This is a genomic window from Salinicoccus sesuvii (assembly GCF_042648145.1).
Classification (GTDB): domain Bacteria; phylum Bacillota; class Bacilli; order Staphylococcales; family Salinicoccaceae; genus Salinicoccus; species Salinicoccus sesuvii.
The window spans coordinates 102525-118417 of record NZ_JBHRWV010000002.1; the positions used below are offsets into that span (position 1 = coordinate 102525).

At 43.1% G+C, this 15893-nt stretch carries 17 protein-coding genes and 1 riboswitch; of the genes, 9 read left to right on the top strand and 8 right to left on the bottom strand.

Annotated features, from left to right (window positions below; translation table 11 throughout):
* Positions 1 to 5: 5 nt before the first annotated feature.
* Entirely contained in the window at positions 6 to 464 is a 459-nt protein-coding gene (locus ACFOJ8_RS03200) for an NUDIX domain-containing protein (RefSeq protein WP_380653219.1), read from the top strand.
* Positions 465 to 509: 45 nt separating this feature from the next.
* Here the strand turns inward: ACFOJ8_RS03200 and pckA are convergent, their stop codons facing one another.
* Positions 510 to 2090, bottom strand: a complete 1581-nt coding sequence (gene pckA, locus ACFOJ8_RS03205; RefSeq protein ID WP_380653221.1) for a phosphoenolpyruvate carboxykinase (ATP) — start codon at positions 2088 to 2090, stop codon at positions 510 to 512.
* 150 nt (positions 2091 to 2240) lie between these two features.
* Positions 2241 to 2346, top strand: a riboswitch (SAM riboswitch).
* A 90-nt stretch (positions 2347 to 2436) separates the two neighbouring features.
* Between pckA and metK the strand changes: the two genes are divergently transcribed.
* Entirely contained in the window at positions 2437 to 3630 is a 1194-nt protein-coding gene (gene metK / locus ACFOJ8_RS03210; RefSeq protein ID WP_380653223.1) for a methionine adenosyltransferase, read from the top strand.
* Between the two features lie 52 nt (positions 3631 to 3682).
* Here the strand turns inward: metK and ACFOJ8_RS03215 are convergent, their stop codons facing one another.
* Entirely contained in the window at positions 3683 to 3913 is a 231-nt protein-coding gene (locus ACFOJ8_RS03215) for a hypothetical protein (RefSeq protein ID WP_380653226.1), read from the bottom strand.
* Between the two features lie 318 nt (positions 3914 to 4231).
* Here ACFOJ8_RS03215 and ACFOJ8_RS03220 point away from each other — a divergent pair, with 318 nt between their 5' ends.
* Both ACFOJ8_RS03220 and ACFOJ8_RS03225 read left to right on the top strand, forming a co-directional pair.
* The gene (locus ACFOJ8_RS03220) at positions 4232 to 5140 is read left to right on the top strand and encodes a nuclease-related domain-containing protein (RefSeq protein WP_380653229.1); all 909 of its coding nucleotides are present in this window, start codon (positions 4232 to 4234) and stop codon (positions 5138 to 5140) included.
* Positions 5141 to 5218: 78 nt separating this feature from the next.
* Positions 5219 to 6598 (top strand): NAD-dependent succinate-semialdehyde dehydrogenase, encoded by a 1380-nt coding sequence (locus ACFOJ8_RS03225; protein ID WP_380653231.1) that lies wholly within the window; start codon positions 5219 to 5221, stop codon positions 6596 to 6598.
* Positions 6599 to 6639: 41 nt separating this feature from the next.
* Here the strand turns inward: ACFOJ8_RS03225 and ACFOJ8_RS03230 are convergent, their stop codons facing one another.
* Together ACFOJ8_RS03230 and ACFOJ8_RS03235 are read right to left on the bottom strand one after the other, a co-directional pair.
* A complete protein-coding gene (locus tag ACFOJ8_RS03230; protein WP_380653234.1) occupies positions 6640 to 7005 on the bottom strand; it encodes a fluoride efflux transporter FluC in 366 nt (121 codons plus the stop codon).
* Entirely contained in the window at positions 7002 to 7397 is a 396-nt protein-coding gene (locus ACFOJ8_RS03235) for a fluoride efflux transporter FluC (RefSeq protein ID WP_380653237.1), read from the bottom strand. The genes ACFOJ8_RS03230 and ACFOJ8_RS03235 overlap by 4 nt, the downstream gene beginning before the upstream one ends.
* Before the next feature lie 63 nt (positions 7398 to 7460).
* On the opposite strand from ACFOJ8_RS03235, the gene ACFOJ8_RS03240 reads away from it, so the two are divergent.
* Entirely contained in the window at positions 7461 to 8882 is a 1422-nt protein-coding gene (locus ACFOJ8_RS03240) for an FAD/NAD(P)-binding protein (protein ID WP_380653240.1), read from the top strand.
* Between the two features lie 28 nt (positions 8883 to 8910).
* Here ACFOJ8_RS03240 and ACFOJ8_RS03245 read toward each other — a convergent pair whose 3' ends face one another.
* Positions 8911 to 9897, bottom strand: a complete 987-nt coding sequence (locus ACFOJ8_RS03245; RefSeq protein ID WP_380653242.1) for a proline dehydrogenase family protein — start codon at positions 9895 to 9897, stop codon at positions 8911 to 8913.
* A gap of 82 nt (positions 9898 to 9979) precedes the next feature.
* On the bottom strand, positions 9980 to 10480 hold the full coding sequence (locus ACFOJ8_RS03250) for a gamma carbonic anhydrase (RefSeq protein ID WP_380653244.1): 501 nt from the start codon (positions 10478 to 10480) through the stop codon (positions 9980 to 9982).
* Between the two features lie 81 nt (positions 10481 to 10561).
* Between ACFOJ8_RS03250 and ACFOJ8_RS03255 the strand changes: the two genes are divergently transcribed.
* The gene (locus tag ACFOJ8_RS03255) at positions 10562 to 11365 is read left to right on the top strand and encodes an alpha/beta fold hydrolase (RefSeq protein ID WP_380653247.1); all 804 of its coding nucleotides are present in this window, start codon (positions 10562 to 10564) and stop codon (positions 11363 to 11365) included.
* 22 nt (positions 11366 to 11387) lie between these two features.
* Here ACFOJ8_RS03255 and ACFOJ8_RS03260 read toward each other — a convergent pair whose 3' ends face one another.
* Positions 11388 to 11948: a class I SAM-dependent methyltransferase gene (locus ACFOJ8_RS03260; RefSeq protein ID WP_380653250.1), complete on the bottom strand. Its 561-nt coding sequence runs from the start codon at positions 11946 to 11948 to the stop codon at positions 11388 to 11390.
* Complete coding sequence (locus ACFOJ8_RS03265) at positions 11941 to 12894, bottom strand: TIGR01212 family radical SAM protein (RefSeq protein WP_380653252.1); 954 nt, start codon at positions 12892 to 12894, stop codon at positions 11941 to 11943. The genes ACFOJ8_RS03260 and ACFOJ8_RS03265 overlap by 8 nt, the downstream gene beginning before the upstream one ends.
* 163 nt (positions 12895 to 13057) lie before the next feature.
* Between ACFOJ8_RS03265 and ACFOJ8_RS03270 the strand changes: the two genes are divergently transcribed.
* From ACFOJ8_RS03270 to ACFOJ8_RS03280, 3 genes are read left to right on the top strand one after another with little or no spacing between them, the layout of a single operon-like run.
* Entirely contained in the window at positions 13058 to 13804 is a 747-nt protein-coding gene (locus ACFOJ8_RS03270) for an ABC transporter ATP-binding protein (protein WP_380653254.1), read from the top strand.
* Positions 13785 to 15344: a hypothetical protein gene (locus ACFOJ8_RS03275; RefSeq protein ID WP_380653256.1), complete on the top strand. Its 1560-nt coding sequence runs from the start codon at positions 13785 to 13787 to the stop codon at positions 15342 to 15344. Before ACFOJ8_RS03270 ends, ACFOJ8_RS03275 begins: the two co-directional genes overlap by 20 nt.
* 5 nt (positions 15345 to 15349) lie before the next feature.
* Positions 15350 to 15835, top strand: coding sequence for a methylated-DNA--[protein]-cysteine S-methyltransferase (locus tag ACFOJ8_RS03280; RefSeq protein WP_380653258.1), 486 nt, complete (start codon positions 15350 to 15352; stop codon positions 15833 to 15835).
* The last annotated feature ends 58 nt before the right edge of the window (positions 15836 to 15893 follow it).

A 15893-nucleotide genomic window follows, 5' to 3' on the forward strand; every position in this document is an offset into this window, starting at 1 on the left:
ATAGGATGCTTGAATTCAAAGATCATAAAAACAGAAGAGTTACGCTTCTGCTCGGTCATGCTGTCCCGCTTGACCACGTACTTGGAATCTGCAGAATCGACGGCAAATATCTTCTAACCGATCATAAAGTACGCGGTATTGAATTTCCCGGCGGTAAGATCGAAGTAGGGGAAAGAGCTGAAGATGCGCTGCGCAGGGAAGTATTCGAAGAGACAGGTGCGAGCCTTGATGTAGTAACTTATATCGGAGCATATACAGTTCATGATACAGAACCATTCACAAAGGGAGTCTATTTTGCCGAAGTGAATGATATCTCCTTCATATGTGAATATGGCGAAACATATGGCCCCATCGTCTGTAGTACGGTGGAGGAAATACCAGAAGACAAAAGAAGTTTTCTTCTCGATGATTGCTGTATAGACTACTTGTACCAGATGAGCAAAGCCCACGAAACATTCAAGTAAATACGCCGGATACCGAGCTCGGTATCCGGCGTATTTACTTTTCTGCTAGAGTTTAAAGCCGCCTGCTTTCGCGATACTTTCAGATTCTGTCCCAAACTTCTTAAAGTTCTCTATGAAGGATTGCTTCAAATTGTAGGCTTTCTCATCATAAGCTTCTTCTGAAATCCAAATATTTCTCGGGTTGAGAATTTCCTTAGGTACACCGGTAACAAAAGCCGGAATACTTAGCCCGAAAGTGGAATCCTCTTCAAACGGATTGAGTAGCAGTTCTCCGCTGATGGCTCTTCTGATCATCGAACGGGTATATTTAAGATCCATACGTTTGCCGACACCGTACTCGCCGCCACTCCAGCCAGTGTTAACCAGATAGACGTCGACTCCATGCTCATCAATCAGGTCACCAAGCATATTTGCATAGGTCGTTGCGTGCAATGGTAAGAAAGGAGAACCAAAGCATGTTGAGAATACTGGCTGCGGCGAGGTCACACCTCGTTCTGTACCGGCAAGCTTCGAAGTAAATCCGCTCAGGAAGTGATACATGGCCTGTTCTTTAGTCAGCTTTGAGATAGGGGGAAGTACACCGAATGCATCCGCAGTCAAGAAAATGATGGTCGTCGGATGGCCAGCGACAGATGGGATGCGTGCATTGTCTATATGGTCGATCGGGTAGGCTGCACGGGTGTTCTCGGTAAGTGTATTGTCGTCGTAGTCAGGTATGCCTGACTCGTCAATGACAACATTCTCAAGCACAGAGCCGAACTTGATGGCTTTAAAGATTTCAGGCTCCTTCTCTGCAGACAAGTTGATTGTCTTAGCGTAGCATCCGCCTTCAATATTAAATACCCCGTCTTCATTCCAGCCATGTTCATCATCACCGATCAGTTCTCTTTGAGAATCAGCAGAAAGTGTCGTCTTACCCGTACCAGAGAGTCCAAAGAACAGCGCAACGTCCTTGTTCTCTCCAACGTTCGCAGAGCAGTGCATGCTCATAACGCCTTGTTCAGGCAGCAGATAGTTCATAATGGAGAAAATGGATTTTTTCATTTCACCAGCGTACTCGGTTCCTCCGATTAAAATAACTCCCTTTTCAAGTGAAACGATAATGAAAGCTTCCGACTCCGTACCATCGGTCGAAGGGTCAGCTTTGAATGTCGGTGCAGAAATTACAGTGAATTGTGGCTCTATGGTGCGAGCTTCTTCTTCACTCTCGGGACGGATGAACATAGTGCGGGCAAACATGTTATGCCAGCTGAACTCATTTATGACACTAAGATCAAGACGCGTCTTTTCATCCGCGCCGGCATAGCCGTTGAAAACAAAAATTTCTTCCTTGTCTCCAAGGTGATTGATGACCTTCTCGAAAAGGTTGTCGAAAATTTCTTGTGAGATAGGCTGATTGACTTCTCCCCAGTCTACCTTATGTTCCGATACCGCGTCTTTGACGATAAAACGGTCTTTCGGGCTACGCCCAGTATACTTACCAGTCTCAGCGCGCAACGCACCCGTTGCTGCAAGCTTACCTTCTTTTCTTTCCAAAGACTTTTCAACCAGTTGAGATGTAGAAAGCTGGATATGTGAATTTTTTCTAGTTACCAAATTTTCGATAAGTCCTCTATGGTCTGTCATAATCATCGCCCCCATTTTATGTATTTTCAAAGTAGATGTAGCTTTCACGAATTAGTATAACACATTGATAAATGACGTAACATAATATTTACAAAAATAATATTCACTTGATTTGGACGCAATCATCTAGTATATTATAGTCTAAGTTATCTCTTATCAAGAGCCGGTGGAGGGAACATACCCGATGAAGCCCAGCAACCTCTTTTCTATAAAGAAAGGTGCTAAAGGATGCAGAAGTTATTCTGATCGATAAGGGGAAGAGCGGAGCCTTTTCTCGTATTATTGGGAAAAGGCTTTATTTTTTGGTAACGGGAGATAGCTAATAATCATAAAGGAGAAATATGCAATGGCAGAACGTAGACTTTTCACTTCTGAATCCGTAACTGAGGGGCATCCCGACAAAATTGCGGATCAGATATCCGATGCAATACTGGATGAAATACTAAAAGGGGATGAGAATGCAAGAGTTGCCTGTGAAACGGTTGTTAACACCGGTATGGCAATGATCGTCGGAGAAATAAGTACGAATACTTATGTTGATATACCTAAAATAGTAAGAGAAACTGTCAAGGAGATTGGTTACACCCGTGCCAAGTATGGTTATGACTACAAAACAATGTCCGTATTGACTGGAATAGATGAGCAGTCGGCTGATATTGCGCAAGGTGTCAACAATGCTGTCGAAACAAGGGAGACCGATGCCATTTCTACAGGCGCCGGCGATCAGGGTTTAATGTTCGGCTTTGCATGTAATGAAACGGAAGAACTCATGCCGTTGCCAATATCACTGGCTCACAAATTGTCGAGGCGCTTGACGCAAGTGAGAAAAGACGGAACCATAGACTACTTGAGACCTGATGGAAAGACACAGGTTACCGTAGAGTACGATGAAAAAGGCGCCGTCAAAAGAGTGGATACTATCGTCATTTCATCCCAGCATCATGAGGAAATAGAAACCGAAACGATCCGCAAAGACCTTATTGCGCAAGTGATTCAAAAAGTGGTCCCTACTGAGCTGCTAGATGAAGACACAAAATATATCATCAATCCGACCGGCCGATTTGTTATAGGGGGTCCGCAAGGGGATGCTGGTTTAACAGGCAGAAAGATCATTGTAGATACGTACGGCGGATATGCCCGTCATGGTGGTGGTGCATTCAGTGGTAAAGATCCTACAAAAGTCGACCGTTCTGCAGCATATGCGGCCAGATATATTGCAAAGAATATTGTGGCTGCAGATATCGCATCCAAATGTGAGATTCAGCTAGCCTATGCAATCGGAGTAAGTGAACCTGTGTCGATTTCAGTGGATACCTTCGGTACTTCGGACTACGGAGAATCTGATATTGTCAACGTCATACGCGAGACATTCAATCTCTCTCCGGACGGGATTATAGATATGCTCAATCTACGTCGCCCGATTTACAAAAATACAGCCAGCTATGGTCACTTTGGTCGTGGCGACCATGATTTTCCTTGGGAAAAGCTTGATAAAGCTCCACAATTGAAAACGTCTCTATCAAGCCTTAAAGTGAATTAAAGCAAATAAAGGATCTCGGCCCGGCCGAGATCCTTTATATTCGGAAGTGGTATTAGCTGTCGGAGTCGGTATCATCCATCTCCATGTCATCTTCCATGCTGTCATCTTCCATCTCCATGTCGTCTTCCATTGTTGAATCTTCCATCGTTTCGTCTTCCATGGTTGTTTCTTCCATTGTGTCCTCCTCCATGGTATCTTCTTCCATTGAGTCGTCACCGCCGCATGCACCGAGTACAAGTACAGATGCAAAGCCGCCCGCCATTAGATACTTTTTGAGTTCCATTGATTATTCCTCCTAGTTTTTAACTATGGGCCAATTTCTGGCACTCGCTATCTCTCTAATCTTACTAGCAAGTTAGTAAAGTATTACCCGTGCGGACGATAATAAAACATGAAGTAACCTACGAATCTGTATAAAAGTAAAATTATCCGAATTGATGAAAGTGTTACTAAAAATTTTCTTCATATAATAGATACCAAAAGGGGAGTCAATATCTACAAAATTATTTATTTTAATCGTAAATTGATGTTATTTTGATATAATGAACAGAGCTTGAGTCAAGATGACCCATTTTAATACGGAAGGATATGAAATAAAGCCATGAACACGGAAATTTTCACAGATCCAATTTTTATTGCATTGGCAGCACTGCTCGTCATCATTGCCATTGCTTTCTTGGTCTATTATTTGAAACATAGGAACAAAGTGAATACGCTCGAGAAGGATTATGAAAAGGAAAAAGATAATCTTGTCGAAAAGTACGAATCCGATAACGAAGCACAGCGTCTCGAACATAAAAAAGAAGTATCTACTCTAAATGAAAACTACCACAACGAAACGACGCTTCTGAATAATAAGCTCTCAAGTCTTCGTCAGTTTACGGTGGACAAGGGTGAATACCTCACGGATCTTGCTCTGATTCAGCTAAAAGAACGTCTGGTTCGCAGTGAAAAGATTCGGGAAACGGATATGTATATTTTATCGAATGTCTACCTACCATCTAGAAATTATACCAATACACGAAAAATCGATCATCTTGTACTCACACGTACTGGCATTTATCTAATCGATTCCAAGTACTGGAAGGGACATATTCTACATGGAGTAAGCGAGAGCAACTTCGAAGCGCTTCCTTATATTGAATCTTTCTTCGATCTCCTTGAGCTAGATAAGTCAAAGGAGCAGACTTTAATTTTTGAAAAGTCCGATGATACGAATGTGTCAGTGAACTATTATAACGATACCATCGAGGAAACAAAAGTCTCTGCTGAGAAGTTAAAGAATATCTTTAAACTTCAATATGATGTTGTTCCAATGATCTACTTCAATCCTCAGGACAATGGAAACTATTCAATTTCTAACTATTCTACAGACCCGTCTATAAAAGTGCTGGTAGGAGAAGAGGAACTCGAAAATTTCTTCATGAAATACGTTTTCCATGGCCGTTTCCAGTATACTGTCAAAGATCTGGATGAAATCGCAGAAGCAATCTTTCAACTGAATCCATAATCCTAATCTTTGTTTTGAAGATTAAAAAGTCCTATAATTTTTTTATAGGGCTTTTATTTATCTAAAGGAGGCGTCATGATGTCTGAAGAAATTGTAGTACTCAATCCCGCAACTGGTGAAGAGGTTGATCGAATCAAAAAAGATAGTAGAGAAGATATCGAACAGAAGATTGACAAGGCGCATGAGATGTTCAAGCAATACAAAAAGAAGAATGCTCATGATCGCAGTGAACTGATGGTAAGATGGGCGACACTCATCCGTGAGCACAAGGATGAAATCGCAGAGTTGATTACAAAAGAGAATGGAAAGCCAATTAAAGAAGCGGCCGGAGAAGTGGAGTATGCATGCAGCTATATCGATTACTACGCTGAGGAAGCAAAAAGAATTTATGGGCGTACTATACCGCAACACGAAGATGATTTGCGCCTCGTTGTGACCAAGCAGCCAATTGGTGTAGTAGCAGCAATTACGCCGTGGAACTTCCCTGTCGCCATGATGGCCAGAAAGGCAGCGCCGGCGGTTGCTGCAGGCTGCACGTTCTTGGTCAAACCGGCAAGCGAAACGCCACTGTCAGCGATTAAATTCCTCGATCTCGCACTGGAAGCAGGCTTTGAAGAAGGAGTAATCCAATATGTTACTGCTTCCGGGAAAGATGCAGGCGAAGTATTCTCTAAATCTGAGAAAGTCATGAAATTAACATTCACCGGATCGACTGCTGTGGGTAAGACATTGATGGAAGGTGCAGCTTCTACAGTGAAGAACATCACAATGGAGCTTGGTGGGCATGCACCGCTGGTTGTCCATAAGGATGCTGACCTCGATGTTGCAGTGGAGCATGCTATCGCAGCCAAATTCAGAAATTCCGGCCAGACTTGCGTATGTGCCAATCGATTTTATGTCCATGAAGACATTGCTGAAGCATTCAGTGAGAAGTTCGCTGAACAGGTGAAAACATTGAAGGTCGGGAATGGTATGGACGAAGATGTTAAAATAGGCCCGATGATCAATGAAGCAGGCTATGACAAAGTAATCAAGCATATCAATGATGCGAAGGATAAGGGCGGTCGGATCATAGCAGGCGGAGAGGGTAACAAGGATTCCGGCTATTTCATCGAACCAACAGTCATTACAGGCGCAACCGATGATATGCTCGTCATGAATGAAGAAACATTCGGACCTGTGGCACCAATCCAGACATTTACGGACATTGAGGATGCCATAGAAAAGGCGAATGATACCGAGTATGGTCTTGCGGCCTACTTCTTTACTGAGAACTACCGTGATGGGGTCAGGTTGCAAGAAGGCCTCAACTTTGGTGTACTTGGATGGAATAACGGTAAACCGAGCGCAGCACAGATACCATTTGGTGGTTTGAAGGAAAGTGGCATCGGTCGTGAAGGTGGGCCAGAAGGTATAGAACCTTACTTGGAAACAAAAATTACTTCAATGAAAATATAATATTCTAAAGGGGCCGCAACGATTGGTTGCGGCCCCTTTGGTTATCTTACTATTGATACGCCAATTAATAGTCCAAGGGCGAGTGAAACAAGGCAGAAGAAAGTCATCATGAATGTATACTTTACCATTTCCTTAACACCATGAGATTCAAGCAGTTGCAACTGCTCAGTAGTAAATGCAGAGTAAGTCGTGAAAGCACCGAGGAAACCAAAGACGACCATAAAATAGGGAGTGCTACCTTGGATCATCATGGACATGGCGAGTCCCATGAGTAGAGCGCCAGTGGCATTTACCGTGAATACACCGTGCGGCCGTTTGAAGCGGGTGAAAAGGGTAAGAGAAGTAATAAACCCTCTCAACGAGGCACCAAGCGCTGCACCGATTGAAATGAGTACGATGTTTATCATGACCTAATCCCACCTGCCTTATATCCAAACATAGCCAAGGTCATACCACCAAACATGTTTATTACGCTGTAGACGCCAAAAATGATGTAGTCACCGCTGGAAACAAGAACGTATTGTTCATAGGCTAGCAATGAAAAGGTGGTGAAGCCGCCGAGTAGTCCTGTCACCAGGAAATTTCTTAAATATACGTCTTGTTCTTTAAGTTTAGCGAGCAGTAGGCCGGCACCAAAAGCGCCCGACATATTGACGATAAGAGTGCCTGCAAAAAATGGAAGTGCTAAGGATGCTGCGACTATCGAAATGGAAAACCTAAGTATAGCGCCAATCATAGCACCGAGCGATATGTATAAGTATTTTTTCAAACTGAACCCCCGCGAAAATAGTCTGGTCACAAGCCAATTTATAGTGGTACACTTATAATGGTATCACATACTTATAAATGGAGATAATGTAAAATGACACATCAGAGAATAGCGATTGTGGGCGGGGGATTCTCAGGTATCTCTCTTTTAGATCATCTAGTTAGTAATTCAGAATATGATGAAAGCTTAGAAATTGATATATATGACAAAAGGTCGATGATGGGAAATGGTCATGCTTATCAGGAGGATAGTATGCATCTGTTACTAAATATACCCACTCCAGATATGGCTTTTGGTGATAAAGCGCCGAACTTTGAGAGCTGGCTTCAGTCGAATGGGTATGCTACAGATACTTATACGAGCAGAAGTCTTTTCGGGAGATATTTGAGAAGTAGACTCGATCACATATGTGCGTCGTATAAAAACATAGAAGTGAGATATGCGATGATCGAGGATCTCCAATACGATTCATCAACAAGATGCTTTGCACTATACTCAGAAGGACAAAAGAAGGTATACACTCATGTGTTCCTGACTGTCGGGCAATTGGAATATAGTGATCCTTACAACCTTAAAGGAATTACCAACTATATATTCGATCCATATCCCGTAACAGATAATCTGCCTCGATCTGGTGAAAAAGCAATCGGTATACTCGGCTGTGGGCTTTCTGCCATCGACTGTATCCGTTACTTATTACTTGAGACAGATACTCAGGAAGTCCATGCTTTTTCAAGAAGTGGTGAGATGCCGTCGGTAAGAGGGACATACAGCGAAATAACACTTCAGTTTTTTACATCTGAAAGACTGCATAAGTTGGTTCATAATGACGAAATCAGTCTATTGGAACTGAAGGCGCTTTTTGTAAGAGAGCTTGCGCATCAAGGGGTTGACTGGCGTCTATTTTTTAGGCGAACTGGAAACACTAGGCAAGATCTCCAGTACGACCTTGAACATCCTGAGGCTGTTGGTAAGTTGCAGTATCTGATATCTGCAGCGAATCCGTTATTTAGTGATATTTTTCAGTATCTTTCTCACTCTGACAAGAGTGAATTTCTCAGCAAATACCATCCCTTAATCGAAGAGAACCATTCACCGATGCCGGCCCCTGTGGCGGAGGGCCTTGTCGAGTGGATGGATTCTGGAAAGCTTCGCATTATAGAAAATATAAATAACATCGATGCATCTGATGGGTTCGATGTATCAACTGCAGACGGCTGGCAGTTTAATATGGATATCATTATTAATGCGACTGGACCTTCTGTGAAGGTTCAAAAAGATGATGGTGGTGTCATCGGTAGCATCCTAGAACATTTTCTTGCATCACCAGATGAATTCGGCGGTTTGCTTGTCGATCAGAATCATCATATCATCAGCGCAAGAACAGGAACAGTTCGGGAGATGTTCGTACTTGGAGCACTGACATACGGTTCGAACTATCTCTCTCAATCTGTGCATCTACTAAATCGCAGTGCAGAAAAGATTGTGAAACAGTTCTATGCACAAACAAAATAGAGAGGGGCAACGACCGTTGCCTCTCTCTTTACTTTTTAAATAGTTTCAACAGTGCGAGTCCGGCCACTACAGTTCCAGCAGCAGTTGCTCCGGTCTTGAATGTTGGACTTTTAGTAATTGATTTAAGAACAAGGTTTATATTCTGAGGGCGCTCTGCAAGCCTCCTCATAAAGTAGGCATACCAGTCACTGCCAAAAGGAATGTAGACACATACATTGTAGCCTCTTTCTACAAGCTCCCTCTGCAGCTCTTTACGGAACCCAAAAAGCATCTGAAATTCAAATCGATCATTCGGAATATCGTTTTCCTTGATGAATTCGATGACATTCTCGATGATGTTGTGATCGTGCGTGGCTATCGAAGTAAAGCCGCTACCGTTGGTCAAGTGCAATCTAATTAATAGTTCGAGCGCCTTGTCGATATCCTCCTTCTCTTGTAATGCCACTTGCGGTGATTCTTTATAAGCACCTTTGACAAAACGAATTCTGTTGTCTTTGTATTTATAGACATCATCCTTGGCAGTGAAGAGGTAGGATTGCAGTACTGTCCCTACATTATCGTACTCCTCGTTTAGCGTATCTACGATACGGATGGTGTCGCCATAGGATGCATAGTTTTCCATATCTATATTGACGAACATATCCTGCATCTTTGCAGCTTGGACAATCTCTCTGATATTTTCCAGACAGAAGTCATAATCGATATGCAGTCCAATCTGGGTCAATTTGATGGATGCCGAAGCGTCAAGACCTTTGTCCCCGATTGCCTGGATCATTTCGAGAATGATGTTCTTTTCTTCAAGTGCATCTGTCTTCTCAGTAATAAACTCCCCAAGATTGTCGAAGCTGACACTCATGCCTTGAGCATTGATGTCCTTGATTCTTTCAATAGTATCCTCTACGGTAATTCCAGCAACAACTTTACTGGCTCCGAATTTCAAACCAACCTTCTTACTTGCATCGTTCAATGTGTCATTCTCCGATAATGCGATGAAAATATCTCTTAATAATGGCATGTTCTACCTCCTGAATCTTCTTACACTCTATATTCTACTCCTGATCATAATTTTTTGACAACTTAAATCTGTGTAAAATCTGTTATTTGTAGTGGGGAATGTGCGAAACATAAGTTTCATTTATCCTTTTCATTTCCACTTTATCCGCTTCCGTCAGTTCCCTGACGACTTTTGCAGGCCTGCCAAAGGCCATAGTGTTTTTGGGAATCTCTGTCCCAGGTGTCACCAAGCTGCCGGCGCCGATGAAAGCATTCTCTCCAACGACCGCACCATCAAGTATCGTGGAATCCATTCCGATTAATGCTCCTTTCTTGATGGTACAGCTGTGAAGCGTCACTTTATGCCCAATTGTCACATAATCCTCTATGACTAATGGCATATCGGGTGTTTCATGGAGAACAGATAGATCTTGTATATTTGTGTAGTTGCCGATGCGAATCGGCGCAATATCCCCTCTCAATACTGTACCAAACCATACGGAAGCATATGCCCCGAGTTCAACATCGCCAATGACAGTGGCATTCGGCGCTATAAAAGCGCTTTCATCTATTTTTGGGGTAAGTCCTTTATAGTCGATAATCATTTCTCATGTCCTTTCTTTAATTCGATTGATATAATAAGTCTATCATATAAAAAAGAATTATAGTACGTTAGGAGTATGGCAATGTGGAAATGGGAAACGGATAGACAGCCTAAAGGTGTCATCGTGATTGTACATGATATGCTCGAGCATCATGAATACTATATGCAACTAGTATCACAGCTTAAAAATTCTGGATATCATGTTGTTAGTGGAGACCTTCCGGGCCATGGACAGACGACAAGGATCAACAAAGGACATATTACTGATTTCAGCCAGTACACCGACCGTGTGCGGGAATGGTATGAAGTAGCCCGTGCCTATAGGTTACCAACCTTTATCATCGGTCAGGGGCTTGGTGGACTTATCATTACAGAAGCACTGCGTCAGAACCTCATTGATACAGACGGTGCTATACTACTTAATCCGATGCTAGCATTCAAACAGTCATTCATGAATAGGAAGAACACGATACGTACAAGCATAAGAACAACGAGTGATACAACGCGTTTTGATCTTGGTATTCATTTCAGCCAGTTCACTGCGGATGATTTCTTTCTAAAGCAGTACGAAAATGACGAACTGCTCGTCAGAAAAGTAAGCTACCACTGGTACCGAACGGTCATCAATCAGATGAAGACAACGACCGAATTCATGGACGATTTTCCAGATGTTCCTGTACTCGCCATGCTGAGCCGGGATAATGAAATTATTGAGCCGTTCCTTTCTGCGAAATACATCAAGCAAATGAATACGAAGGAATTTTCTCTACACATGCTGAATCATATCGAGCACAGTATCTTCCAAAGGGAAGATACTGACACACCTTACTATCATTTGGAGCGTTTTTTGAACGCACAATTGTTTAGAATCGGTTTTACAGGATAGGAAAACAGGCACACCTGAAACTTCAGGTATGCCTGTTTTTTTCGATGCAGATGATGAATGGTGCGTCGTTCTTCTGATTAATAAATTGGTAGTTGAGCACTTGTGCATCTTTCTGGGGCCACTTGGACAAGAAATCAAGGAGACAGTCTCTTTCAGTCTTTCCAGCCGGGTGACCATGGTAAACGACGATGACGATTCGCCCGCCCACTTCAAGTCGATTGAATATCTTATCGATGGCAGGTAGCGTGGAGACGTGGCTAGTGGTAATTGAATGATTGCCTTTAGGCAGATAACCCAAGTTAAACATGGCTGCTTTTATAGTTGCCTCTCCGATATACTTATCGACATTAGCATGGGAATCTAGGATGAATTCGATATTATTTTTTTCTTCACAAAGGCCCCGTGCATTGGCGAGTGCTTGTTCCTGGATATCGAAGCTGTAGACCTTGCCCCTCTCTCCGGTGCATTCTGCAAGAAAGTGGGTATCATGTCCATTTCCACAGGTCGCATCGATGACGGTGTCACCTTGCTTGATGACTTCTTGAGCGAAAAACTTTGCCTGCGGCAGAATACGTTTAAGCATTTGTCTTCTCCTTGTAGTGAGTCCCTTGATACGAGCCTCTTCGTTTCAGTTCATCGTCGATGCTGTTTAGGACATTCCACTTATCAGTACTCCACATCGGCCCAATGAGCTGATCGATGGGGCCATCGCCTGTGATGCGATGAACAATCATTTCTTTGGGCAGTATCTCAAGTTGATCGCACACGAGATTAATATATGCATCTTGGCTTAGGAACGAAAGTTTACCCTTTTCGTATTGTTTGACCATCGGTGTGCCTTTGAGTAAATGTAGCAGATGGATTTTGATGCCTTGCACATCCATATCCGCAACAGCTTGAGCAGTCTCCATCATCATATCATAATCCTCTTCAGGCAGTCCGTTGATGATGTGGCTACATACCTTGATACCATGACTTCTGAGCTTATTTACTCCGTCATGATAGCATTTCATATCATGGGCTCGATTGATTAGACGGCTTGTGCTGTCGTGTATAGTCTGAAGACCGAGTTCAACCCAAAGATAAGTACGCTGATTCAGCTCGGCAAGATATTCGACGACGTCTTCTGGCAGACAGTCTGGCCTCGTGCCGATCGAGAGTCCGACAACACCATCTATTTCAAGTGCTGCTTCAAATTTTTCTCTGAGCACACTGACAGGCGCATGAGTGTTGGTGAATGATTGGAAGTAGGCGATGTATTTACCTTTCTTCCATTTACGTTGTTGCATGCGTCCTCTGATTGTCTCGAACTGCACGGGGATTGGGTCGACGCGACTACCGGCGAAATCACCGCTCCCTGCAACGGAGCAGAAAGTACATCCTCCGTAAGCTACGGTACCATCGCGATTCGGGCAATCAAAACCAGCATCCAGTGCTACTTTGAAGATTTTTTCATTGAATGTATTTTTAAAATGATAATTCAGCGTGTGATATCTTTTATCGTTAAAACTGTATTTGAATTCTGTCATTATCGTCACCTCTTATTCCTAACTGGCATTGTACCATATCATTATGGTATGACAGCATACCAATTAATATAAGCACGGATTTTACGGCAGTTTATAAAACTGGAAATTTATTGTAGTATGGAGGAGCGAAATACTAAAAAATTTATCACACTAAGGAGAAGTTATGCTCAAAGTTGAAGGTTTGAACAAAAGTTATGGTGGCAGTCCCGTAGTGGAAGATTTGAGTTTTACGGTTCGGGGTGGGGAACTGTTTGCTTTCATCGGTCCGAATGGATCAGGCAAATCGACGACAATACGAATGCTAACGGGTCTGCTCAGGGCATCAAGTGGTTCCATAGAACTATTCGAAGAGGTGATGGCGCCTGATAAAACGCATCTTAAAAAACGAATAAGCTTCGTTCCAGATACGCCGGATCTAATGGGCAAATTGACCGGCCGCGAGTATCTAAATTTTATCGCGAGCGCCTACAGAATCGATACCACCACCTTTAAAGAAAGGAAAAGAGAACTTTTAGCGCTTTTTGATTTGGAAGGGCAACTCGATAGGCTGATAGAAGAGTACTCTCACGGTATGAAACAGAAGGTCGCACTTATCGGTGCACTCATTCACGAGCCTGATATTCTGTTTCTTGACGAACCGACAGTGGGACTTGATCCAAAAAGCAACCGTAATCTAAAGGACTATCTGAGAGCATATGTAAAGTCTGGTCGGACTGTCTTTTTAACGACGCATAACCTGTCGCTAGCCGAAGAGATAGCGACAGATATCTTCATCATTTACAAGGGCAAAAAAATGGCCCATGGTACACTTAAAGCACTCAGAGAAACGATAGGAGATCAGTCGGCTCGGCTCGAAGATATCTTCCTTGGGTTAACAGAGGTGAAACCACATGATTCGTCTGATACTTGATACAGAGCGTCGTATATTCTCAAACTACTGGAGAGTACTCGGCGATGGACGCAGGATTGGTTACATACTGCTCAGCTTGTTAGTTCTACTTTTTTTCGTGCCCTTTGTGGGGATAGTCCTTTTTTCAATCACTACTTCAGTTGACAAGGTCAATATCGATACTTACCTGCTGCTGCTGACGCTTGCCAGTGGTATCGTAATTATCCTGCTGTCCATTCACTTCATTATCAAAGATGTGATTTTAAATGGCCATATAGCGCTCTATTTAACATATCCAATTTCATCAGGCGAGCTGTTTTGGGCAAAGTTTATCAAACACAATGCGTTATACGCTACGTCAATCCTCTTGCCATTGTCGATAATCGTAGGGGCGGCGCTCGCTTTAAGAGACCATCAATGGCTGCTCGTCATCAGCAGTATAGCGTATTTTATAGCACTCGGTATTATTTTTACATCTGTATCCTTTAGTGTTGTGTTTCTTACGGCGAATGCACTACCAATTAAGAAGGTTAGTAACACACTGTCATTTCTGGGCGGTTTATCATTCCTTCTGATCTATGTTGTCCTATTTGCCACAAATGATGCATTGAGTAATGTATTCTCAAGTTTCCCGGAGGTGCCGGTATCCTATAGCGGTTTTCTATATGACTATACTATTTTAATCGGTATCATTGTGCCGTGCCTTCTATTGGTGCTAGCACTCGGTGCAGTAATCGCAACACGGTTTATCGTAGTAAAATCGGTTGATAGAATAGGGATTATAGAGGGACATTCATCCAAAAGTTCAAAAGCAAGGCGAGATAAAATCAGAAATCCTGTCCACATGCTGGTTGTCAAAGATATAAAACTGTCATACCGCAACCCGAGAGAGCTCGCGGCATTGCTTCCTATATTCATGCTGCCGCTTGTGCTTGTGTATATTTCTTCGACAACAGAGGAGGGGACGCTCTCTTTGATCGTCGAAGGTAGCCAGTTGCTCGCTACAGCTGCCGGTGGTGCACTGATTACCGGACTATATATAAGTGCCCACCATACCGCACGAGATGCAGAGCACTTTCATTTCCTGGACATACTACCTGTGTCCGGCCGGCTTATAGCATGTTCAAAATATGTGTTCAATTTTCTGGTGACCGCGCCTTTTCTTATGGTTATTTTCACTGGTGTATGGTACTTTTCAACAGCTAGCGTGAACATGTTACTTTACGTGCTTCTATGTATTGTGCTGGTTTGCGTCGTTGCTACGCCACTCGGGATGCTGATCGGCAGTGCCAACCCGGTCGTCAGTCGTAAGAATCCGTCGAAACGCCTTGATATATTAAGTAACGTCATCATCGGATTCACAATATTTTTTGTTTACATGCTAGTTTCTGCATTATCAAATTTTCTTGCAGACATGGACGCAATGGGACAGGGCGGCCTACGTAATGGTACGATGCTTGTCATCGGTTTTCTGATTGTATGTGTAGCTACCTCTTGGTTCGTACTCATCAAAGTGGCTAGGAGATACGATGTTGGTTTTAATATTACTTATAAGGACTGATGGTTATGACGGACATTTATTATATGGACACGCCAATCGGATGGCTTAAAATTCGCTCCGAAACGGATTATATTGTCGGGCTTGACCACGCGGGTCGAGTGGAAGCAACGGAAGTAAATAATTCGAACAGAAGCTCTCCGGTAATCAGACAATGTGTCGAGGAGCTTAATGAGTACTTCGACCGGGAACGTACGCATTTCTCTGTGCCTCTCAGATTTACTACCGGCACCCCTTTCCAGCAGAAAGTATGGCAGCGTCTTACTGAAATTCCTTATGGTGAGACCATCAGTTACAAGCAATTGGCTGCAGACTGTGGTGGACCGAATCATTCAAGAGCTGTTGCGAATGCCAATGGTAAAAATCCCATCTCAATTATTGTGCCATGCCACCGGGTCATTGCTTCGGATGGTTCACTTGGTGGATATACGGGGGGACTTGATAAAAAGCGGGGGTTGCTTCAGGTGGAAGGTGTCGATATTAAGGGGACTTGAAGATACGCCTTGCCAATTGAATGAATATAATCTATATTTATAAGTGTTGGAGTCAGTA